Origin of the sequence: uncultured Aquimarina sp., assembly GCF_947492405.1 — a bacterium.
GTDB lineage: Bacteria > Bacteroidota > Bacteroidia > Flavobacteriales > Flavobacteriaceae > Aquimarina.
In genome coordinates this window covers 1,151,569-1,174,053 of record NZ_CANLMP010000002.1, presented here as the reverse complement: position 1 = coordinate 1,174,053, position 22,485 = coordinate 1,151,569, and the positions used below count along the sequence as shown (strand labels likewise).

At 30.3% G+C, this 22,485-nt stretch carries 20 protein-coding genes; all 20 read left to right on the top strand.

From position 1 onward, the window contains the following. Nucleotides 1-52 precede the first annotated feature (52 nt). Complete coding sequence (locus tag Q0829_RS11410; RefSeq protein ID WP_298542686.1) at nt 53-1,558, top strand: hypothetical protein; 1,506 nt, start codon at nt 53-55, stop codon at nt 1,556-1,558. Nucleotide 1,559: 1 nt separating this feature from the next. Beyond that, on the top strand, nt 1,560-2,204 hold the full coding sequence (locus tag Q0829_RS11405; RefSeq protein WP_298542682.1) for an acetyltransferase: 645 nt from the start codon (nt 1,560-1,562) through the stop codon (nt 2,202-2,204). Next, nucleotides 2,204-3,211: an N-acetylneuraminate synthase gene (gene neuB / locus Q0829_RS11400; RefSeq protein WP_298542680.1), complete on the top strand. Its 1,008-nt coding sequence runs from the start codon at nt 2,204-2,206 to the stop codon at nt 3,209-3,211. The genes Q0829_RS11405 and neuB overlap by 1 nt, the downstream gene beginning before the upstream one ends. Then, nucleotides 3,212-4,162, top strand: coding sequence for a GNAT family N-acetyltransferase (locus Q0829_RS11395; RefSeq protein WP_298542677.1), 951 nt, complete (start codon nt 3,212-3,214; stop codon nt 4,160-4,162). It begins immediately after the preceding gene. Nucleotide 4,163: 1 nt separating this feature from the next. After that, nucleotides 4,164-5,318 carry a UDP-N-acetylglucosamine 2-epimerase gene (neuC, locus tag Q0829_RS11390; RefSeq protein WP_298542674.1) on the top strand — a complete coding sequence of 385 codons (1,155 nt, stop codon included), beginning with the start codon at nt 4,164-4,166 and terminating at the stop codon, nt 5,316-5,318. Then, complete coding sequence (locus Q0829_RS11385) at nt 5,319-5,990, top strand: PIG-L family deacetylase (protein WP_298542671.1); 672 nt, start codon at nt 5,319-5,321, stop codon at nt 5,988-5,990. A gap of 49 nt (nt 5,991-6,039) precedes the next feature. Further along, nucleotides 6,040-7,086 (top strand): nucleotidyltransferase family protein, encoded by a 1,047-nt coding sequence (locus Q0829_RS11380; protein WP_298542668.1) that lies wholly within the window; start codon nt 6,040-6,042, stop codon nt 7,084-7,086. Between the two features lie 2 nt (nt 7,087-7,088). After that, a complete protein-coding gene (locus tag Q0829_RS11375; protein WP_298542666.1) occupies nt 7,089-7,805 on the top strand; it encodes an acylneuraminate cytidylyltransferase family protein in 717 nt (238 codons plus the stop codon). Further along, entirely contained in the window at nt 7,802-8,719 is a 918-nt protein-coding gene (locus tag Q0829_RS11370; protein WP_298542663.1) for a Gfo/Idh/MocA family oxidoreductase, read from the top strand. Before Q0829_RS11375 ends, Q0829_RS11370 begins: the two co-directional genes overlap by 4 nt. Then, the gene (locus tag Q0829_RS11365; protein ID WP_298542661.1) at nt 8,716-9,453 is read left to right on the top strand and encodes an oxidoreductase; all 738 of its coding nucleotides are present in this window, start codon (nt 8,716-8,718) and stop codon (nt 9,451-9,453) included. Before Q0829_RS11370 ends, Q0829_RS11365 begins: the two co-directional genes overlap by 4 nt. After that, on the top strand, nt 9,431-10,768 hold the full coding sequence (locus Q0829_RS11360) for a hypothetical protein (protein ID WP_298542659.1): 1,338 nt from the start codon (nt 9,431-9,433) through the stop codon (nt 10,766-10,768). The genes Q0829_RS11365 and Q0829_RS11360 overlap by 23 nt, the downstream gene beginning before the upstream one ends. An 8-nt stretch (nt 10,769-10,776) precedes the next feature. Then, a complete protein-coding gene (locus Q0829_RS11355) occupies nt 10,777-11,883 on the top strand; it encodes a hypothetical protein (protein ID WP_298542657.1) in 1,107 nt (368 codons plus the stop codon). A 38-nt stretch (nt 11,884-11,921) separates the two neighbouring features. After that, nucleotides 11,922-13,190, top strand: coding sequence for a polysaccharide biosynthesis C-terminal domain-containing protein (locus Q0829_RS11350; RefSeq protein WP_298542654.1), 1,269 nt, complete (start codon nt 11,922-11,924; stop codon nt 13,188-13,190). 102 nt (nt 13,191-13,292) lie between these two features. Continuing rightward, nucleotides 13,293-14,342 carry a Gfo/Idh/MocA family oxidoreductase gene (locus tag Q0829_RS11345; protein ID WP_298542652.1) on the top strand — a complete coding sequence of 350 codons (1,050 nt, stop codon included), beginning with the start codon at nt 13,293-13,295 and terminating at the stop codon, nt 14,340-14,342. Next, nucleotides 14,317-16,440, top strand: coding sequence for a bi-domain-containing oxidoreductase (locus tag Q0829_RS11340; protein ID WP_298542651.1), 2,124 nt, complete (start codon nt 14,317-14,319; stop codon nt 16,438-16,440). The genes Q0829_RS11345 and Q0829_RS11340 overlap by 26 nt, the downstream gene beginning before the upstream one ends. After that, on the top strand, nt 16,440-17,222 hold the full coding sequence (locus Q0829_RS11335; protein ID WP_298542649.1) for a formyl transferase: 783 nt from the start codon (nt 16,440-16,442) through the stop codon (nt 17,220-17,222). Before Q0829_RS11340 ends, Q0829_RS11335 begins: the two co-directional genes overlap by 1 nt. A gap of 3 nt (nt 17,223-17,225) precedes the next feature. After that, nucleotides 17,226-18,914, top strand: a complete 1,689-nt coding sequence (locus Q0829_RS11330) for an alginate lyase family protein (protein WP_298542646.1) — start codon at nt 17,226-17,228, stop codon at nt 18,912-18,914. Beyond that, a complete protein-coding gene (locus Q0829_RS11325; RefSeq protein ID WP_298542643.1) occupies nt 18,907-19,827 on the top strand; it encodes a hypothetical protein in 921 nt (306 codons plus the stop codon). The genes Q0829_RS11330 and Q0829_RS11325 overlap by 8 nt, the downstream gene beginning before the upstream one ends. Next, the gene (locus tag Q0829_RS11320) at nt 19,824-21,023 is read left to right on the top strand and encodes a glycosyltransferase family 4 protein (RefSeq protein ID WP_298542640.1); all 1,200 of its coding nucleotides are present in this window, start codon (nt 19,824-19,826) and stop codon (nt 21,021-21,023) included. Before Q0829_RS11325 ends, Q0829_RS11320 begins: the two co-directional genes overlap by 4 nt. Nucleotides 21,024-21,104: 81 nt before the next feature. Further along, nucleotides 21,105-22,262, top strand: a complete 1,158-nt coding sequence (locus Q0829_RS11315; protein WP_298542637.1) for an MraY family glycosyltransferase — start codon at nt 21,105-21,107, stop codon at nt 22,260-22,262. Nucleotides 22,263-22,485: the final 223 nt, after the last annotated feature.

Here is a 22,485-nt window from a genome sequence, read left to right as displayed (position 1 = left end):
TAAAGAATCCTATATTCACCTATTAATATTTTATTTGCTAACAAACATCTTTATGTTGTTCAGCAATGGTATTATTTGGGATGATTGGACCGTTATGAACATGCCAAAAGAAGGACTATCACAGCAGTTTGGCGAAAACGGTTTTTGGTTTTTGGTATATTTTCATGATTTTTTGAATGATTGTTTCTACTCTCCAATAATATACCATTGGATGTCATTTGGTTTTATGTTTGGAGTATTTGTGTTTGTTTTTAAAATTTTGAAGCATTTTAAATTTAAGGAATCCTCTGCCTTGTTAATCACATTATTAGCAATGTTGACTCCATATTTTGAAACAAAAAACTTAATTATATGTATGCCACATACAATGTTTTTGTTTTCGTTTACTTTTGGATTGTATTTAATTTTTTCGTCTCAAACAGATTCTGAAGATTGGAAAAAATTATTAGTTGGAGCTGTTTTGGTATTTTTTAGTTTTTTTCTGAATTCTATAATACCAATGTTTCTGTTCGTGACCGTATTCTATTTGCTATGGAAAAATGATTTTTCGATTCTTAAAATAAAAGAGAATAGTCGAAAAGAAATTTTATTGGGTGGCGGAATAATTATGTTACCCTTTGTTTTTTGGGGAGTAAAAAAAATGATTTTCCCAGTTAAAGGTTTGTACGCTGCATCTGGGTATAATAAAATTAATTTTTCCCTAACTCAATGGCCAATTCAAATCAAAAAAATTGCCGAAGATAATATTATAGGTATCTATAATGAATTCATATCCGTTTTTGAATATGATATGACCTTTAGTATAGTTATATTTCTTTTTTGTTTAGTTGTTTCTGTATTTATATTGAGAAAAATTTCATTCAAGTTTGAGTTAGAAAGGAAAAGTTGGCAATATGCAATATTTGGTATCTTACTATTTTTTGTAGGTGCATTTCCTTACATAGTAGTAAATAAACTACCACGTTATTATGTATATGATACTAGGCATCAAATTTTATTGTGTATTGGTTTAGCTTTTTTGGTGTATTCTGTAGTAGTTGTTTTCCATCAATTTATAAGTAAAGGAATTTTTGTTTTCATCATATCTGTTTTTATGACAAATACGATAAGTTCCAATATAAATTTTTTAAGAGGTTGGATAAAAATTGAAGCGGTAAAACACGATATAAAACAAATTGAAATTGATACTAGCGGGATTATAATAACAAAAGGATTTGATGGTCAACTTTACGCTACCGAAAACCCATTGACATTTTATGAACTGAGTGGAATTTTTAAGAAAACTTTAGATAGACAAGATTTATACTATGTGCATCATAAATATTCTAAAAGGCTAATAGCTATGTTTCCTGGTATTTCGGCACATGCCATAAAGTTTAATATGAAAGATTATGATATAAAAGATCAAGATTTTGACCGTGCAATAGAAGCTACATATGCCCAAGAGAAGATAAGTTATTTTAAAGTCTTAGAAATGGTGATGTTGTATTATTTTAATCAAAAGGTATTCCAACAGGAAGTTGATGATATTATGAATATTGAGATAAAAAAAGTTTGATATGAAACCTTTATATATTGTTGGAGCGGGAGGGGCTGCAAAAGAAATTTTTCTTCTTGTTAAAGAAATAAATGCAGTAAATAAAATGTTCGAGTTTAAAGGGTTTATAGATTTAAATTCTAATGAGAACACTTTAAAAATTGGAAGCTCTTTTTTTCCAATTTTGGAAGAAACAACCTTTCTTGAGACTACCAAAGAAAATACTGCTATTGCCTTTGGTATAGGGGATCCGTTATATTTAAAAAAAATTGTATCAAAATATACTCTAAAAAATTGTTTTAATTTTCCAAATTTAATACATCCAAATGTGTCCTTAGATGATTCTGTACATTTGGGAAAAGGAAATATAATAGCTTCTTTTTGCGTACTCACTGTTGATATTTCACTAGATAATTTTAATTATATCAATAGAGGAGTGCATATTGGTCATGACACAAAAATAGGTTCATATAATGTGCTTAACCCTTGCTCAGTTATTTCTGGAGGCGTAAATTTGGGCGATGAAAATTTAGTTGGAACCAATTCGGCTATTTTACAGTATTTAAATATTGGTTCAAAAAATCAAATAGGCGCAGGAGCAGTCTTGACAAAAGCAGTGAAAGATAATTCATGTTTTATAGGAATTCCTGCTAAACAAAAAAAGTGATGAAAAAAACTTTGATAATTGCCGAAGCAGGAGTAAATCATAATGGAGATATTTCCTTAGCAAAAAAGCTAATAGATGCAGCAGCAAATGCAGGAGTAGACTATGTGAAGTTTCAAACATTTAATGCGAAAAAACTTGTAAGTAAAAATGCTAGTAAAGCTTCTTATCAAAAAGAGAACACTAATAATGCAGAGGAGTCTCAATTAAAAATGCTTCAAAAATTGGAATTGTCCAAAGAAATGCATCTGGAGCTAATAGAATATTGTAAAATCAAGGATATAAAGTTTTTGTCTACTGGATTTGATCTCGAAAGCATAGATTTTTTATACGAACTAAATATAGATTTATTCAAGGTTCCTTCTGGTGAGATTACTAACTTACCGTACTTAAGAAAAATAGGTGGGCTAGGAAAACCTATTATTATTTCAACCGGTATGGCAGATATGAATGAGATTAGAGATGCCGTAGATATTGTAGTTAAAGCTGGAGCTCCAAAAAATCAAATTACTATTTTGCATTGCAATACAGAATACCCTACACCAATGAAAGATGTAAATTTGTTGGCAATGAGTACTATCAAAAAAGAATTTGATGTGCCAATTGGTTATTCTGACCATACTTTGGGCATAGAAATACCTATTGCAGCTGTTGCAATGGGAGCCACGGTCATAGAGAAGCACTTTACGCTGGATAAAAGTATGGAAGGGCCAGATCATTTAGCATCTTTAGAGCCAGAAGAACTCAAAGCGATGGTTGATGGAATACGAAATATAGAAGTCGCCATAGGTAATGGTCGTAAAGAACCAAGCCCTAGTGAAATGAAAAATAAAGCTGTTGCTAGAAAAAGTATAGTGGCGGCTACCAAAATTGAAAAAGGAGAACTCTTAACTGATCAAAATATTACTGTAAAAAGACCAGGTACTGGAATTTCAGCAATGAGATGGGATGAAATTATAGGCCAAAGGGCAATTCAGCAATTCGAAGAAGACCAATTAATAACTATATAAATGAGTAAAGTAGAAATTTTTCACCACAAACCAATTTCTGTAGATTTAATAAAAGAAACTTTTGAGGCTTCGTTTAACGTTGATTTTGATAAGGACTATTGGAATTGGCGTTTTTTAAGTAATCCCAATAGTGAGAAAGTATATATTTCATATATCCTTGAAGAAGGAGTATTGGCTGCATACTATGCTGTATCTCCTATGGTATTGGATCATCAAGGTAAAGAATATAAAATTGCTTTGTCAAACATGACAATGACGCACCCTAATCATAGGGGTAAAGGATATTTTAAATTATTGGCAAGCTCTTTATTTAGTAACTTAAAGGAAGATGGGTTTGTTGGAATATTTGGATTTGCGAATCATAATTCTCATTATGGCTTTCGAAAGTATTTAAACTGGCAGGATCTGTCTGCACTTAATTTATTGAGCCTAGAACCGCAAAGTTTTAGACCTTTGAAAAATAAAGACCTTTCTGTTAAATTTGATTATGAAGATATTTCAGAAGAATTAATTGAGAATATTGCTAATCTTGAAACCGCAGACTCTTCAAAAGTTCAAATAAAAAGAGATGTAAAAAGTTTAGTTTGGCGATTATTAAAAAATCCTGAAAACCAGTACAAGGTACTTGTAGGGAGAAACAATAATGCTATAGAATCTATGCTTTTTTATAAAAAATATAATGATGAAATAGATATTATGGAATTTTTCTATCAAAAAGAAAGCTCCCGAGATCTAATTTCATTAAGCGTTTCGGAACTTATAGAAACACAAAAAGCCAGTCTTAATATTTGGAGTAATTTGCATAGTGATGAGCATATTACTCTTGAAAAATTGGGTTTTAAAGAGAACTCATTTAATACGTATTTTGGATTTATTCCTTTAATAGAGGATGAGGCAATTCTACAATATAAAAACTGGCATTATAGGTTTATAGACTCTGATATATTTTAATATGAAAATAATTGCAGTTACAGGAGCTCGTTCAGAATTTGATTTATTAAGTACACTTTATGATAAAATGTATGAAGATGACTTTTTTGATTTTAGTATCGTTGTTACAGGAGCACATTTATCAGATACTTTTGGTAAAACCGTAAAAAATATTGAAACTAAAGGATATCGAATTGCAGATCGTATTTATAATCTAGTAGATACCAGTGAAAAAATTGGACGTGTTATTTCATTAGGTAATCAAATATCTTCTTTTGCACAAACTTTTGATAGAGAACAACCAGACCTAATTATTGTAGCTGGTGATCGAGAAGAAGCTATATCAGTTTCTATGACAGCAGCATATATGGATATACCAGTAGCACATTTTTTTGGAGGCGATATAGCAAAAGATGGTAATATAGATAACTCTACAAGATACGCTGCAAGTAAATATTCTCATCTCCATTTTGTGACGTTAGAACAACACAAAGAGACACTTATGAAATTAGGAGAAGAAGAAGATAGAATTTATGTAGTAGGTAATCCTGCAATAGATAATATTGTATCTACCCCTACAATGAGCAGAAAAATATTATCTAAAAACATAGGTTTTGATATCGAAAATGAAGACTATCTAGTTTTAATCAAGCATCCTATAATAACTGAGACTAAAGATCAGAGAAGACAAATGGAAGTAATATTGGATTCTATTATTGAATCGAATATTAAATGTTTAATTAATTACCCAAACTCTGATGCAGGAAATAGAGAAATAATAGATGTTATTGATGAGTATACTGCCAAGAGTGAATCTCTTTTCGTGTTTAAAAATCTCGACAGACTCAATTATGTAAATCTACTTAGAAATGCAACATCATTAATTGGAAATTCTAGTTCTGGTTTATTAGAAGCTCCATCATTAGGATTGCCAGCAATTAATATTGGTAGTAGACAACGTGGTAGAATACATGGCAACAATGTACTTTTTATAGACCATGAAAAAGCCGAAATTAAGGATGCTATCAATAAGGTAAGATCAGATAAGAAGTTTTTAGAACTTGTAAAGAATTCTGATTCCCCTTATGGAAATGGAAAAACAACAGAAAAAGTAGTTAAAATTTTTAAAGAGGTTAAACTTGATGATAATTTGATCTACAAAAACATCACATATTAAATGAGAAATGTAATTGTAATCTCGGCTCATCCAGACGACGAAATTTTAGGTTGTGGTGGCACATTGATTAAACATAAAGAACAGGGCGATAAGATAGACTGGCTAATAACTACAAACATATTTACTGATCAAGGTTTTAGCGAAGAAAGAATCGCATCAAGACAAGAAGAAATTGAGAAAGTAAAAAATAGTCTAGGAATCAACAAGGTGTATAAGCTTGATTATCCAACTATGGCCCTAACAGATGATTCTTTGGTAACTATGATACCAAAAATTAGTGATGTTTTTAATGAGTCAAAACCCGAGATTATATATGTACTTAATAGATCTGATGCTCATTCAGACCATATGATTACCTTTAAAGCTACGATGGCTTGTACAAAATCGTTTAGATATCCTTTTATAAAAAGAGTGTTGATGTATGAATGTATATCCGAGACGGAATTTGCTCCTGCATTGCCAGAAAATGTTTTTATACCAAGTTATTATGTAGACATTTCTATATATCAAGGGAGGAAGAATGAAATCATGAAAATCTATAAATCTGAATTGGGAGAACATCCGTTTCCTAGAAGTATTAGAAATATGGAAGCACTTGCGGTATATAGAGGAACAGTTGCAGGAGTTGAATATGCAGAAGCTTTTCAGGTTTTGAAATGGATTGATAAATAGTTTAGTATTAGTATCCTCTAGCAAGTTATCCATCAAATCAATAAGTTAAATGAGAAATTATAAAGAACATCTTTTAGAAACAGAAAGCACAATAAAACAAGCGTTGGTTAGATTAGATAAACTTGCTAGTGACGCTATATTGTTTATAGTGGATAAAGAGGATAAGCTTATAGGTTCTTTGACAGACGGGGATGTGAGAAGAGGTCTTATAAAAGGAATTACAATTGAAGATAAAGTAAATGATATCATTCAAGAAAATCCAAGGTATATTCGAAAAGGAGAAGAAAATATTCAGAAAATAATTGAATATAGAGAGGGAAATTTCAAAATAATACCAGTCCTTAGTCAAGAGGACAAAGTTGTTAATGTAATTAACTTTAGGAAACTAAGATCATATCTGCCAATTGATGCAGTTATTATGGCTGGTGGTAAAGGCACACGATTAAGACCATTAACCGAGAACACGCCTAAACCGTTATTAAAGGTCGGCGATAAGCCAATTATGGAGCATAATCTGGACAGATTGGCGCTATATGGCATAGATGATTTTTGGGTATCAGTGAAATATCTTGGAGAACAAATTGAAAATTATTTTGGTAATGGGGTCACCCGGAATACCAAAATCGATTACGTTTGGGAAGACGAACCACTTGGAACGATTGGCGCAGTATCAAAAATTAAAAACTTTGAACATGATTATATTTTAGTCACTAATTCTGATATTTTAACCAATTTGGATTATGAAAGTTTTTTTCTAGATTTTATAGAGCTTAAAGCCGATTTGTCGGTTGTTACAATACCGTATCAAGTAAATATCCCTTATGCAGTGCTTGAGACTGATAATGGTCGTGTAAAAAGTTTTAAAGAAAAACCTACATATACCTATTACTCCAATGGGGGAATTTATTTGATGAAACGTTCGGCTTTACGATTTTTACCGAATGACAGTTTTTTTAATGCAACCGATTTAATGGAAAAACTTATAAATGAAGGGTTAAAAGTAGTATCTTATCCATTAACGGGATACTGGTTAGACGTTGGTAAGCATGAGGATTTTGAAAGAGCACAAAGAGATATTAATAAAATAAAGTTTTAGGGATGAAAATTTTAATCACTATTTGTGCAAGAGGGGGATCTAAAGGAGTTCCCGGAAAAAATATAAAAAAAATTAACGGTAGACCCTTAATAGATTTCTCAATAAAACACGCCAAAGAGTTTGCAGCATTACCACATGATGTAGACATTGCATTGTCTACAGATAGCGAGGAAATAAAAGATACTGCTGCTTCCTGTGGTCTGATGACCGATTATTTGAGGCCAGAATTTCTAGCAAGTGACACTATAGGAAAAGCAGATGTTCTTAAAGATATATTAAGATACGAAGAGGAAAAACGACAAAAAAAATATGATGTTCTTCTAGATCTAGATGTTACCTCACCCTTAAGGAATTTAGATGACTTAAAAAATGCTTTTGAAATTCTATTGGGTGACAAGGAAACTCTTAATGTTTTTTCTGTCTCTAAGCCTCATAAAAACCCTTATTTTAATGTGGTTGAGTTAAAAGAAGATGGCTATTGTAAATTAGTAAAACATAGTGATAGCCTTTCACGTCAATCTGCTCCACAGGTTTATGATATGAATGCTTCGTTTTATTTTTTTAGAAGAGCTTTTTTTGAACAAAATTTGAAGTCAGCACTTACAGAAAAGAGTAAGTTTTATCTTGTTGAACATATCTGTTTTGATGTTGATGAGCCAATTGATTTTGATATTATGGAATACCTTTTTACGGCTAATAAATTAGATTTTGAAATATGAAGGTGTTAATTATCGGTTTAGGATCAATTGCTCAAAAACATATACATGTGCTCAATGAACTTGTTCCAGAAATTGAATTGTATGCTTTACGTTCCTCAAAGCCGGCTTCTGATCAAGAAAATATAAAAAATCTATATAACTGGGAAGATTTAGATAGTTTAGATTTTCACTTTGCATTAGTTTCTAGTCCTTCCATATTTCATTTGGATCATATTGAGAAATTACTTAGTTTGAATATACCTTTGATAGTAGAAAAGCCATTATTTGTAAATAAACAACAAATTGAACGTTTCGAACAGATTTTCAATAATCAATCGTTGATATATGTGGCATGTAATTTCAGGTTTCATCCACTAATTGAATATATAAAAGAGTACTTAAACAACCACATGTCAAAAATTAACGAAGTTAATGCTTATTGTGGTTCATTTTTGCCAGATTGGAGACCTTCAGCAGACTATAGACAGGTGTATAGCGCAAGAAATGAATTAGGAGGAGGAGTACATCTTGATTTAATACACGAACCAGATTATCTTGTTCATTTATTCGGAATGCCAAAATCAACAAGAAGTAATCATCGCAAAGTTTCAAACCTAGAAATAGATACATTTGATACATCAAATTATTTGTTTCAATATGATAGTTTTCAGGCGCAGGTATGTTTGAATTATTTTAGAAAAGATACTAAGAGAACTCTTGAGATTATCAGAGAAAATGATACTTTGTTGGTGGATTTTGTTTCTTGGCAAATAAAAGATCTTACACAAGATAAGATAATTTTTGAAGACGACGAACGCTCAATTTATACAACCTATAAAAAACAAATGAAGTACTTTCTTTCTTGTATAGAAAAGAAACAAGTACCCTTAAATAATGCATTCGAAGCAATTGAAATTTTAAAGTGTGTTTTATGATATTAAAAAATAAAGTTGTTCTAGTTACAGGAGGTAATGGGTTACTGGGAAAAGCATATATTAAAGATATAGAGGAAAAAGGAGGGATTGCAATTAATTTGGATATTAATCATGAAACAAACCTTGATTTTAATCATATTCACGTTGATATTACAGATGACAAATCAATCAATTCCATGATAGATCTGGTTGTAAATACTCATGGAAAAATTGACGGTTTAGTTAACAATGCATATCCAAGAACAAAGGATTGGGGAAGTAAATTTGAGGATGTACCAACAGAGTCTTTCAGTAAAAATGTGGATATGCAATTAAGTAGAATTTTTGCTGTTTCTAAACCGGTACTAGAAGTTATGAAAAATCAAAAATTTGGTTCTTTGGTTCATATTGCTTCTATTTATGGTGTAGTAGGAAATGATTTTACGGTTTATGAAAATACATCTTTAACATCTCCTGCTGCATATTCAGCCATAAAAGGAGGTTTGATAAATTTTAGTAGGTATGTAGCTTCATATTTCGGAAAGTATAATGTAAGATCCAATTGTGTTTCGCCGGGAGGAATATTTGATCATCAAAATGAGATATTTGTAAAACAATATGAGCACAAAGTACCGATGAAACGAATGGGAGCTCCAGATGATATCGCTCCATCGGTTTCTTTCTTACTTTCTGAAGAAGCAAAATATATAACGGGCCAAAATCTTATAGTAGATGGTGGATGGACAGCAATTTAATAAAAAATTAAAGGTAAAGAAACAGGATTTTGTATTGATAATGACCACAATAATGGTTGTTGTCCTTTACGTTATTGCTAATATAATTAAATATACACCTCCTTCTTTATTTTTATTTTCAATAACAGCAATTTATTTAAGTGCAGTACCTAAATATTTATTTCATCCAAAAAACTTTTTAATTGGTTTTTATGGTTTGTGGTATACTATACCTATTTTGTTTGCACCTCGTTATAAGGATTATTCGTTTTCAGATGAAAATATTGTGTTGTCCTATACAATGATTATTACAACATTTATAATAGGCTTTCATGTTTTTCATTTTATAGCAAAAAAAGTAGACCATAAGTATAAACTTTTAGTTATCCGACCAAAAATTCCTATGAGGTACGCTCATATATTAGGAATTTTATTAATTTTTTTAGCGATAGTTCTAATAGCTGAAATGAGCGGACATGGTATTTTAGGTTGGTTGCAAAATCCAGGCCTAGCATCACAAGAGAGATCTGGTTCTGGACCAGCAATTATTCTTCTAATTTTCGCAACAGGGTTAACCTATGTGTCTGGAGGTTACTACTTAACCAAGTATAGAAAATTATTTATAATATTATTATTATTTTATCTGTGTTTGTGTTTTTTGACATTTCTATTTTATGTTGGAAGAGGAAAATTAATTACTTATATAATTTTTTTATTTCTAATTCCTTTTTTTAAAACTAAATTAAATTTAAGGAACGCTATGACGTTCTTTTTTTCAGCAGTAAGTTTTGCATTAATTGCATCATGGCTTAGAGGAACAGCGGGGAAGGGTATGTCTACGTTATATTTGAAGATTCAAACAACGTTGAATTATTTTGATACTTTTGAAGCGTTGAGCATACTTGTAAAAAACGAAACACCATCATTATTTCAGACAACGTTTTATGCATTTAATAAGTTGTTGGTTCCTTATGGATTTAATAGGGATTTACCTTATTCCTTAAGTATTAAATTCACTCCTATTTATTTTCCAGGATATGGTACAAGAACAACTGTTCAATTTCCTATCGAAGCCGACATGTATTTAAGCGGTTGGTATGTTTTAATGATACCATTATTGATTATTTTTTTTGTTATTGTAGCGTACCTATATAGAGTTGCAATTTCTACAATGAATATAGGAATGGTGTATGTTTCGGTTTCGGTATTATTTCTTATGTTAAGTCATTTAAGAGGAATGATATTTGAATTTTACGATTTTTATATGTTTCCTATACTTTTAACATCATATTTCCTCTTAAACCCTGGGAAAAATAATGCCAAATTAAAAATTTAATTTTTTGAATGATACAAGTCAATTTTCAAGAAGTATATAATCAAGATCTTTTTAATAGATACTATTTATATAAGAATGTAAATTATCGCTTAGGGAAAACCTATAGTTTAAAATTGATGGCATTAAACATGTTATTAATATTTAAATTAATAATTAGCAGGTTTGTAAAAAAGAAAAAGATTAATACCAATGATAATTTTATAAGCTGGAGCCCTCTCCATTTAAAAAGATCAAAGGATCTTGCAGAGAAATTTGAAACTATCCCTTTTGAACGATCTTCGTTTTCTATGGAACAGCTAGAATTATTTGCAAATATTTCGTTTAATGAAATATCTAAATATTTTTTTAAAGTAAAGAAGAGTGACGTTAGAGTGCTTAAAAATTATTCTTTTTATATAAATGACAGCATTTTTTATCGCTTTTTATTTATCGTTGAGTTTTTGGCTCTTAAAGGAATTTTGAATGGTTCTGAAAAAGTTTTAATTGCAGGTTACAATGATAGAACCTCATTAATTATTTCTAAAATATGTGAATTTAAAAAAATTCATTTATCAATGTTACAACATGGTGTTTTAGGAAAAAAAGAAGAATGGAAGCATTTAAAAGCAGATAGGTTCTTTTATTTGTATGATTTTTCTAAAGAGTATATCGCTCATCAAATTGAGGTGAATGAGTTTACTGAGTTGATTTATTTACCAAAGAAAAAATCAAACCTTAAGCTTGGAACCTTTATAAAAGGAGTGTATAGTAAAAATATAGCCTATGCGACATCGCCTGCGGATAGTAGTAAAGATATAGAGATCCTAACTAGATTAATTAAAATCTCAGAAGAGAAAAAAGTTAATTTATTAATTTACCCTCATCCTCTAGAAAAAGAAACAGTTTATAGTAAGTTTGAAAATAATAAATCAATTTTTGTTACTAGAGAAAGACATAAAAATGTAGAGTATTTGATTTCTCGATATTCTACTTTGGGGATTGATTATTTTGAAAAAAATATTACTCCGGTATTTTTAAATTTTGATGGAGCAAAATCTGATTTTTTAAACGCTAACATATTTAATGTTTTTAAAAATTTTGAAGAGTTTGATACATGGATAAAAAATAATATTTAGCATTATTATAGTAGTTTTATAGACATAATTAAGATTTAATGAGAATAAAAAGTTTTTTAACGACAACACTCTTTTATGGTATTTCGACAGCTATAAATAAGGGGTTGATGTTAATAGCTATGCCTTTTTTAGGATCAGTTTTAGGAATAGGAGAATATGGGCTTTGGACATTATCTCAAATAGTTATTTCTGTAGGAGCACCGATTTTATCTCTTAACTCTATATCCGGAATTATTCGAGAAGGTGTTGAAAATGAAAAAGTTGGATATTCTTCTTTTATTAGATATTCCATATTAGTATTACTTGTTTCATTAGTGATTGGTTTTATTTTGATTTTTCTACCAAGTACTTGGTTATGGTATACAATCATATTGATATTAATAGAATCATTTCAGAATAACCTGTTAGGGTGGTATAGGGCTAGAGATAGACATATTAATTACTTTGTATTAATTTTATTGAAGTTATTGGCATTGATGGCTTCAATTTTTATTGTAAAATCAGAACCGAGTCTAGACCAATTGTTGTTTTATCAAATTGTTTTGGGCGCAATGTTTATTCTTCCATTTTACGTAAAAGAATTATTTTATAGCGTTTATGAAAAGATCCCAATTGCTTTTAAAGGCACCTTGATCTTTTCTGCATTACTTATTCCTCACGGAGTGGCGCAATGGATTATGAGCGGATCAGATAGACTTATTATCAAATATGTGCTAAATGATTTGGAGCTTGGTAAATATAGTTTGGCATATACTCTTGCAATGGTTTTAATGATTGTAAATAGCGGTTTTGCTTTAACAATCCCAAACTTTATCTTAAAGGATTATGAAACTTGGGTGTCTGGGAACAAAAAGGTTAAAATTCTATTTTTATATTGTATTGTCACAATTTTGATAACCGTTGTTTTAATATTTTCTATTGATTTTGTAAAACCATATATCTCATTGTTGAATGAGGTAGATAGAACAGTTAAAGAAATAATAGTATGGTTAGTAAATGGTATTTATTTATTAGGAATATACTTTTTTTATGTTAATATTCTGTTTTATCATAGGAAATCTAAAATAGTGTCTTCTATAACTTTAGTTACTGCATTAATTAATTTACTTGGCACCTATATTTTTGTAAAAAAAATAGGGATATATGGAGCCGCAATTGTTACTTTTGCCTCATATTTAATTTACTTGGGATTATTTATTTATGAAAGTTCCAAAATAGAGAAAAGAGTATTTAAATATCTTAAAGTCGAATTAATGCTAATAGTATTAACACTGGGGGTGAATTTTTCGGTGTTATTTTTCATATAACTTTTCATGTATACGGTAAATACATTAAATAGGAAACAACAAGTTAAGAAACTTTTTCGATTTTTTACGATGTATGGCTTCTCAAGAACTTATATCAAGACGATGGGGAGGCTACGCTATAATAACATCATCAAAATACCAATAACAGTTTTTAAAAAAAATAAAAAGAACATAGCCGTAGTTGGATGTGGTCAGTTTGCTTTTGCTACGATAGGTTTTTTTTTAAGGAATAAATTAGGAAGATGTTTTTATGGGGTTTATGATATTGATAAAGCTAATGCCACTTCTTTGGCAAACTATTATGGAGGTATGGTTTTTGAAGATGCCAATGAGTTAATAACTAATCCCAATGTTGAAGTATTGTATGTTGCCTCAAACCACTTTACTCATACAGAGTATGCTATAAAGGGATTAGAAGCAGGGAAAACAGTTTACTTAGAAAAACCAATTAGTGTTAATCATGAGCAATTTTCAAAATTGATCAAAAGTTATAATGTAAATCAGAATAAACTTTTTGTTGGTTATAACAGACCTTTTTCGCCTTCAGTAAAAACCATATTATCGTATTTAAATAACGATAAAAGGACGCCTCTTACACTCAATTGTTTTATAAGTGGACATAAAATCCCTGAGGATAATTGGTACAGAAATCCAGAAGAAGGCACAAGGGTTTGCGGAAACGTTGGACATTGGATAGATCTGGCGATACATTTTTTATATAAAGTTGGACTTCCTAAAAGACTTCAGGTTTCTATACAAGCAAGTTCAAGTGAAGAAGTAGATGATAACTTAACGATTACATTTATCTCTGAAATAGGAGATTTAATTACGATAGTATTAACATCAAGAACAGAGCCATTTGAAGGGATTAATGAAACTATAAACTTCCAACACGGTGAGGTAATTGCTAAGATTGATGATTTTAGAAGAATGACCTTGTGGAAATCGGATGAACTTATCAAAGAAAGATATTTTAGAAAAGATGTAGGGCATAAAAATGCCATATATCAACCATTTAATAATGAAAATACAAGGGATTTTAACGAAGTTAAAATATCTACTTTACTGATGCTTGATATTAAAGAAGCAGTCCTGAAAAATAAAAAAGAATTTATATTTACTATTAATGAAACAGATCATACAAGACCTTAAAAACGGAGAAACGATATTAGAAGAAGTACCTGTACCAATGGCTAAATCTGGTCATGTATTAATAAAGACCACCAAAACACTTGTATCCTTGGGAACAGAGAGAATGTTGGTTGAGTTTGGTAAGGCTAATTTTATCCAAAAAGCACGACAGCAGCCAGATAAAGTAAAGATGGTATTGGATAAGGTAAAAACTGATGGGCTTAAACCTACTATGAATGCTGTTTTCAATAAGTTAAACCAACCATTGCCCCTGGGATATTGTAATGTTGGTGAAGTAGTAGCAATTGGAAAAGGAGTTAGCGAGTTTAAAGTAGGAGATCGTGTAGCCTCTAATGGTAACCATGCAGAATATGTTAATGTACCTAAAAATCTTGTAGCCAAAATTCCAGATAACGTAACAGATGAGGAAGCTGTTTTTACGGTAATAGGTTCTATTGGTTTGCAAGGAATAAGACTGTTAGGGCCAACTTTTGGAGAAACCATTGTGGTAGTCGGATTAGGATTGATTGGTTTGGTAACGGCAGAATTATTGTTGGCAAATGGATGTAATGTAATTGGCTTTGATTTTGATCCAGAAAAAGTAAAAATAGCAAAGGAAAAAGGGATAATAGCTATAAATCCGGCCGAAGGAACCGATCAGGTAAAATTTGTAGAGTCTTATACAAATGGTATTGGCGCCGATGGGGTGATCATTACGGCTTCAAATAAAAGTAGTGAGATTATCTCTCAATCAGCCAACATGTGCAGAAAAAGAGGACGTATTGTTTTAGTTGGGGTTATTGGATTAGACATAAGTAGAGCCGATTTTTATGAAAAAGAAATCTCGTTCCAAGTTTCTTGTTCTTATGGCCCAGGGAGATACGATGAGGAGTATGAAGAAAAAGGGAACGATTATCCAATAGGATACGTGAGGTGGACAGAGAAAAGGAATTTTGAAGCCATATTAGATGCTATGTCTAAAGAGATACTTAAGGTTAAACCGCTGATAACCGAAAGAATTCCATTAAACGATTACCAGAAGATTTATGGAGACATGACGAATTCTAAGTCAATAGCCTCTATTTTAGAATATAATACAACAGCCCCACCAACGTCGACTGTCAAAATCTCTCAAAAAACATTTCAAGGTAAGAAAGGAGTTATAGGTGTTATCGGAGCAGGAAATTTTACTGGAGCAACGATACTTCCGAGCTTGAAAAAAATGGATGCCAATGTAAAATACATTGCAAGTTCTGGGGGACTATCTTCAACGATAATGGCGAAAAAATATGGAGTAACAAATTCTACTAGTTCCTATCAAGAAATTTTGCAAGACAACGAAGTAGATTTGGTGTTTATAACAACCAAGCACAATATGCATGCTTCTATGGTCTTGGAAACTTTAAAAGCAAAGAAAAGTGTTTTTGTTGAAAAACCATTGGCACTTACATCGTTAGAATTAGAATCTATTATTGAAGAATATAATAAGCACGAAGTAAACGTATCGGTAGGTTTTAACAGACGTTTTGCTCCATTAGCACAAAAAATGAAAAAACTTTTAGGAGGTGATAATACGCCTATCAATATTGTTGCGACTATGAATGCAGGTTTTATTCCTGCCAATATGTGGTTGCACGATATGGAGATCGGAGGAGGTCGAATAATTGGTGAAGCTTGTCATTATATTGATTTGTGTTCTTACCTGACGGGTAGTAAGGTTAAATCTGTATGTATGAATGCAATGGGATTAAACCCAGAAGAGAATACTGATAATGCAAGTATTTTACTTAAATATGAGAATGGTGCCAATGCCGTAATAAATTACTTTGCCAACGGAAGTAAATCATATTCTAAAGAACGAGTTGAAGTTTATTCTCAGGAAAGAACCTTGGTTATGGACAATTGGCGTAAATTGAAAACATACGGATTTAAAGGAGGTAATGTGTCATCCAAACAAGATAAAGGACATTATAACCAATTTGAATCGTTAATCAAACAACATGTTAATGGTGGAGAAGCTATAATTCCTTTTGACGAGATAATTAACACAACTCAAGCTTCTTTTGCAGCAATAGAATCTATAAAAGAAGGAAAATGGATTACACTTAAAGATATATAATGAGAGTGTTAGTTTTAAAGGGCACAAGCCCAAGACATAATTATTTTGCAAAAGAAATAAGTGAAATAAAAGGAATCGAATGTAAAATGATTACTCATCAAAGGCTTGGAAAAAAAAGATTAAAAAAAATGATCTCTAAGTCACCTCTTACTTTCTTTAATCGAGTTTCGAAGTATCTGTTTCAAAAATTAAGGAACTGGAATAAAAAAGAGATAGCTTTTTTTGGTAATATTGACCTGAAAGAACAAATCGAAGTGGAAAGTTTAAATTCTAAGAGTTCAATTGAGTTAATGAAGGATTTTGTACCGGATTTATTAGTAGCATTTGGAATTCCGATCATCTCTAATAAAGTAATTGAAATCCCGAAGTTTGGAGCAATAAATTTGCATGGGGGAATTTCACCAGAATATAAAGGAGGAAATACAATTTTCTGGCCTTTGTATAAAGGAGATTTAAATAAAACAGGAGCTACTCTTCATTATATGGTAAAAAAAGTGGATAGTGGAAAAATAATTTCAAAAGTTTATCCTGATATAAACGGCAACGATACAGAGTTTACAGTTTCCTCAAAAACGTTTAAATATGCTACAGAAGAAATGGTTAGTATTATTGAATGGATAAAGAAGCACCAGGAAAAAATCCTTGGAAAGGAACAGACAGGAGAAGGACATTTATACCTTGCAAAACATAGAACTTTTTTTGTAGATCTTCTGGGTTCAATAAAAATAAGAAAAAACTTAAAAAATGTTTCTATTGATAAAAGAATAGAACAATTTTATTAATCTATGATCTCGGCTATTAGATATTATTATACGATAAAAAACCTTCATCCTATTCAGGTTATTTATAGACTGAAATATATCCTGAAACGGAATCTTTACGAAAGAAATGGGAGTTTTTTCTTTAAAAGATTAGAGAAGAAATTTAAAAAAGAAACAACTAAAATAAACGCTGATCTTAAGTTTGTTTTAAACGAAAGAACCTACTATTTGGATGAAATAAATGAGGTTTTAGAAAATAAAATTTCTTTTTTAAACCATAAAATCAATTTTGATCAAAAAATAGTTTGGCATTCAGAAGAACTTAATCAAGGAACACGACTTTGGAAGTTAAATCTTAATTATCACGAATTCTTATTTGATATTGCTTTTAAGTATAAAGAAACAAAAGATCAAAAATATATTGATTATATAGAAAATACAGTTTCAGAATGGTTTGTTCAAAACCCATTGGGAACCAAAGGCTATGGAAAAGATAACTGGAATTCTTATGCCATATCATTAAGATTGATAAGTTGGATCAAAATTTACACCTTAGTGGGTAGAGAGTTTACCAAAAAATTTGAATCTTTTTTCCTGAAACTTCTTTGGATTCAGGCCGAATTTTTGTCTCAAAATCCTGAGTTAGATATTTTAGGAAATCATTTGATCAAAAATTGGAAAGCGCTTATATGGTGTAAACATTTTTTTAGCACTTCACGGTTTGATAAGGAGATAAGAAGTGTTGAAAAATTTGTTTACCCTCAATTTTCGGATTTTGGAATGCATGAAGAATATTCTCCTATGTATGCCGGTATTGTTTTAGAAGACCTGATGGAAGTGTTTTTGTTTCAGAAAAATAATGAAAAACTGGAAAACCTTATTCATAAACAATTTAATAATGTTAGGCTTTTGTCAAACGTGAATCAATATCTGTTCTTCAATGATAGCGTAGATAATAATGGGATCCAATTTGATCAGTTAAACGATTTTTATTACAAAATTTTTAAAAGAGAATTTGATCAAAAAGAAGAGGTTTTTGATATAAATGGATTTATTGGAGTTAAAACAGATAAGGAACATCTTGTTTTTGATTGTGCCAAAGTAGTTGGAGGTAATCAACCCGGCCATGTCCATTGTGATGCTTTAAGTTTTGAATATTTTAGAGGTAATGAAAAGATATTTACCAATTCAGGAACCTATGAATATAATTCAGGTAGTAGAAGAGAATACTCAAGAGCAACAGAAAGTCATAACGTACTACAATATGACGATTTTAATCAATCTGAGGTTTGGAGCTCATTCAGGATGGCTAGAGAAGCCAGTGTTGATTACAATACAAAATGTTTAGAGCCCGACAATTTAGATATTGAAGGAACTGTAAAAGGATATGATTTTTCGAATGAGATTACTCATAAAAGAAGATTGATCAAAAAAGAGAATACTATTATAATAAAGGATACTCTTATTGCAAGTACGGATAGAAAATCGAAACTATTTTTTCATTTAACTCCAGATTTTAATTTTATTAATGGTAAAATTGTAGAAAAAGAAACAAATAGAAAAGTAGCCACTATTCAAACGTCCAATTCATACGAGGTTGTAAGTACAGAATTTTATCCAGAATTTGGAATATGGAAAGAAAAAGAAACCATGATCGTTTGTGATATTGCTCCAAATGAAGAAGTAACTACTGAAATTGTTTTTAATGAGTAAAAAAGTATATTTAACTTTCGATATCGAAACTATTGTTAGCAAGTTAAGCTATAATCCTACTTATCATGCGAGTGTGTTTCTGGGAGGGATGATTATTGCTAATGAACTAAAAAAAAGAAACTTAAAAGGGACTTTCTACATAAGTTTATCTCCCAAATGTAAAGAGATATCTTTTCCTGAATATATTGATTCTGTTAAACTGTTAGTACATAGTTTAAAATCTTTTGACAATATCCGAATAGAACCGCACATACATGCGTACAAACTTCCTGTTTCTTTTGAAACTTTAAAAGATGAATTTTCAAAGTATAATAAAAATCAACAAAAGGAACTTCTAGCTTGGAGTAAGAATTTCTTCGAAGAAGAAGGGATTTCAGTAAACAATTTTAGACCTGGAGGATATAATGTAAATGATAGTTATTATGAAGCGTTGTCTGAGTCTGGTTTTAAAACTAGTTCTATTTTGCATAAGGACAATGATGTTGTTAATATTGATTTGCTTACCGGTTCCACTCAAGAATATCCTCCTTACCAGACAGAACAGGGTATAACAGAATATCCTGTTACATCTGTTAAAGTAAAATCCGTTAAACCAGGAGTTACAGAAATTATAAATTTATCCCCGGATTTCTTGACTATTGAATCGACAAAAGAGTATATAGAAAAACTGACCTATATCAATATAAATTTTCATAGTTTTTCTATGTTTAATAATAGACTAGCTAGAGAAAACCATAAAAACCAATTAGGGAATAATATCAAGTTTTTATTTTTTGAAAAATGGATAAACAAAATCCTAAGAAGTACCGAAGTAGAAACAATAAATCACAACACCTTGTTTGCCAAAGAATTTATTAAATGGGTTGATTTCATCGCAGAGAAAGATTATAATACTTATTTTATAGGAGAGTGACGAAACTACTTTTTATTACAGATAACTTTCCACCGGAAGTAAATGCTCCAGCCACAAGAACCTATGAACATTGCAAAGAATGGGCTAAAGAAGGGATTGAGGTAACCGTAATTACTTGTACCCCAAATTTTCCTAAAGGCAAAGTGTTTGACGGCTATAAAAACAAATTGTACCAAAAAGAAATAGTAGACGGTATAAAAGTTATTCGTGTTTGGACATATATTAGTGCGAATAAAGGATTTGTTAAGCGGATATTAGATTATATAAGTTTTATGATTAGCTCCTTTATTGTTGGGATATTTGTAAAAACCGATATTATTGTTGCAACGTCTCCACAATTTTTTACAGCCATTTCTGGAAGGTGGTTATCCTTTTGGAAACGCAAAAAATGGATTATGGAAGTAAGGGATTTATGGCCAGAATCTATTAAAGCTGTAGGCGCTATGGGGGCAAATCCGGCTATTCGATTTTTTGAGTTTTTAGAAAAAAGAATGTATAAAACGGCACACAAGATTGTGGTAGTAACTGATTCATTTAGAGAAGTTTTAATTGAAAAACATAACATTAATGACTCAAAAATAGAAGTAGTTAAAAATGGTGTAAATTCATACTTGTTTAAACCTATTGAAAAAAATACTGATTTATTAAAGAAACTAAAACTAGAAGATAAAATAATAATTGGTTATATAGGAACACACGGCATGGCACATGCTTTAGATTTCATCTTAAAATGTGCTAAAAAAGTTCAGAATAAACAAATACACTTTCTCTTTTTAGGTGATGGGGCTAAAAAAGAAGAACTGTTAACCCTCAAAAATTCTCTTCAGTTAGATAATGTTACCATGTTGCCCTCTGTCGAAAAAAAAGAAGTTGTAAATTATATTTCAATTTTAGATGTAGCACTAGTTAACCTTAAGAAATCTGATACGTTTAAGCACGTAATCCCTTCAAAAATTTTTGAATTATGTGCGATGCATAAACCAATATTATTAGGGGTAGAGGGAGAGGCTAAAAAATTAATTGAAGACTACAAAGTTGGAGAAACATTTGAACCCGAAAATGAAATAGAGTTTCTGACTGGGATGAATAGGATTGTAAACGAAAAAAGCTCTTATAATAAAGGATTTAATTCTATAGTAAAAGATTTTGATAGAGTAACTTTAGCAAATAAAATGACATATTTTATTCTTCGATAACGTTTACAATTAAGTTGAAATTATTCGAAAATACTAATTTAGAATCTTTAAATTCGCTATTTTTGAAAAAACTTAGAAGCATTGCCTGTATATTATCCATTACTTTATTTTATCGGAGCTTATACCCTTACGTATTTTACAATACCTAAAATCATTGGTCTTGTAGAATATAAGAATTTGATGGATAATCCTAATATCAGGAGCTCTCATGTAAAAAAGACACCCACATTAGGGGGAGTATCTTTTTTTTATACATTAATTTTCGCTCTTTTTTTTCTTAAGAATTGGGACACTCATGATGAGGCAATTTATTTTATTCCAGGTTTAACTATTCTTTTTATTATTGGATTAAAAGATGATTTGTTGGTACTTTCTCCTTATACTAAACTAGCTGCACAATTGTTAGCAATTCTTTTTATATTAAGTAATGAAAGTTTTAGAATAACATCATTAAATGGATTTTTGGGAATACATGAAATACCTGTTTATGTATATTATATGGTTGGTGGATTTATGATGTTGACTATTATAAATGCGTACAATTTGATTGACGGGATAGATGGTTTAGCTTCTATTGTTGGAATTGTTATTTTAGTAATTTATACTACTATTTTTTATTTAACAGGAGAATATTTTTATGTTCTTATATCATTGGCTCTAAATGGTTCTTTAATTGCTTTTCTAAGTTATAATCTATCTTCCAATAAAAAGATTTTTATGGGGGATACAGGTTCCTTAATTGTTGGTTTTATTATAAGTACACTAACTCTTAAGTTTTTAGCATTATCTCCAGAATCCTACAACAATTTACCATTCCTTTTAGAAAATATACCATTAATAGCTATTAGCATATTAATTGTCCCGCTATTTGATACCGCCAGAGTATTTACTATTAGAGTTGCAAACAAAAAGAGTCCGTTTTCACCAGATAGAAACCATACACATCATATTTTACTAGACACTTTTAAATTATCACACAAGCAAGCAAGTTTTATTATTGGTGGTTTTAACCTGATTTTTGTTATTTTAATGATAATTCTAGGTAGTACTTCGTATAATTTTTATTTGGTGCTGTTTCTTATAACATTCGTCATAATAATGGCATATCTTTTTTATCGTTTTGATTATAGTTTTGCTAATATTAAAAGAAAAATTTTGTTTCGAAAGAAAGTGGATAACATAAAAAATGAAATGAAAAAAGGAGGAGGGAAATTAATTCAAAAGAAGAAAAAGAATTAAATTCAATATACCATTTTTTTCAAAGTTTTTCCAAACACTATTAGAATAACCAATCTATTATCGTAATTCCTAATTATAAACTACGTTAGTAAACTCTAATAAGAAGAAATCTATAAGATATTTTAAGTATTTTTACGCTCTTTATTTAATAGTAGTTCTCTATATTGTTCTAAGCATAGAATATAGGGAATGATAATAATTATTAACCTGTTATGATAATAGG

Excerpts from the sequence above, each read along its gene's own strand:
- Q0829_RS11405 (WP_298542682.1), top strand. The coding sequence starts at position 1,560 with ATGAAACCTTTATATATTGTTGGAGCGGGAGGGGCTGCAAAAGAAATT.
- Q0829_RS11350 (WP_298542654.1), top strand. The coding sequence starts at position 11,922 with ATGAGAATAAAAAGTTTTTTAACGACAACACTCTTTTATGGTATTTCG.
- Q0829_RS11355 (WP_298542657.1), top strand. The coding sequence starts at position 10,777 with ATGATACAAGTCAATTTTCAAGAAGTATATAATCAAGATCTTTTTAAT.
- Q0829_RS11395 (WP_298542677.1), top strand. The coding sequence starts at position 3,212 with ATGAGTAAAGTAGAAATTTTTCACCACAAACCAATTTCTGTAGATTTA.
- Q0829_RS11375 (WP_298542666.1), top strand. The coding sequence starts at position 7,089 with ATGAAAATTTTAATCACTATTTGTGCAAGAGGGGGATCTAAAGGAGTT.
- Q0829_RS11365 (WP_298542661.1), top strand. The coding sequence starts at position 8,716 with ATGATATTAAAAAATAAAGTTGTTCTAGTTACAGGAGGTAATGGGTTA.
- Q0829_RS11385 (WP_298542671.1), top strand. The coding sequence starts at position 5,319 with ATGAGAAATGTAATTGTAATCTCGGCTCATCCAGACGACGAAATTTTA.
- neuC (WP_298542674.1), top strand. The coding sequence starts at position 4,164 with ATGAAAATAATTGCAGTTACAGGAGCTCGTTCAGAATTTGATTTATTA.
- Q0829_RS11325 (WP_298542643.1), top strand. The coding sequence starts at position 18,907 with ATGAGTAAAAAAGTATATTTAACTTTCGATATCGAAACTATTGTTAGC.
- neuB (WP_298542680.1), top strand. The coding sequence starts at position 2,204 with ATGAAAAAAACTTTGATAATTGCCGAAGCAGGAGTAAATCATAATGGA.
- Q0829_RS11410 (WP_298542686.1), top strand. The coding sequence starts at position 53 with ATGTTGTTCAGCAATGGTATTATTTGGGATGATTGGACCGTTATGAAC.
- Q0829_RS11360 (WP_298542659.1), top strand. The coding sequence starts at position 9,431 with ATGGTGGATGGACAGCAATTTAATAAAAAATTAAAGGTAAAGAAACAG.
- Q0829_RS11345 (WP_298542652.1), top strand. The coding sequence starts at position 13,293 with ATGGGGAGGCTACGCTATAATAACATCATCAAAATACCAATAACAGTT.
- Q0829_RS11380 (WP_298542668.1), top strand. The coding sequence starts at position 6,040 with ATGAGAAATTATAAAGAACATCTTTTAGAAACAGAAAGCACAATAAAA.
- Q0829_RS11370 (WP_298542663.1), top strand. The coding sequence starts at position 7,802 with ATGAAGGTGTTAATTATCGGTTTAGGATCAATTGCTCAAAAACATATA.
- Q0829_RS11340 (WP_298542651.1), top strand. The coding sequence starts at position 14,317 with ATGAAACAGATCATACAAGACCTTAAAAACGGAGAAACGATATTAGAA.
- Q0829_RS11330 (WP_298542646.1), top strand. The coding sequence starts at position 17,226 with ATGATCTCGGCTATTAGATATTATTATACGATAAAAAACCTTCATCCT.
- Q0829_RS11335 (WP_298542649.1), top strand. The coding sequence starts at position 16,440 with ATGAGAGTGTTAGTTTTAAAGGGCACAAGCCCAAGACATAATTATTTT.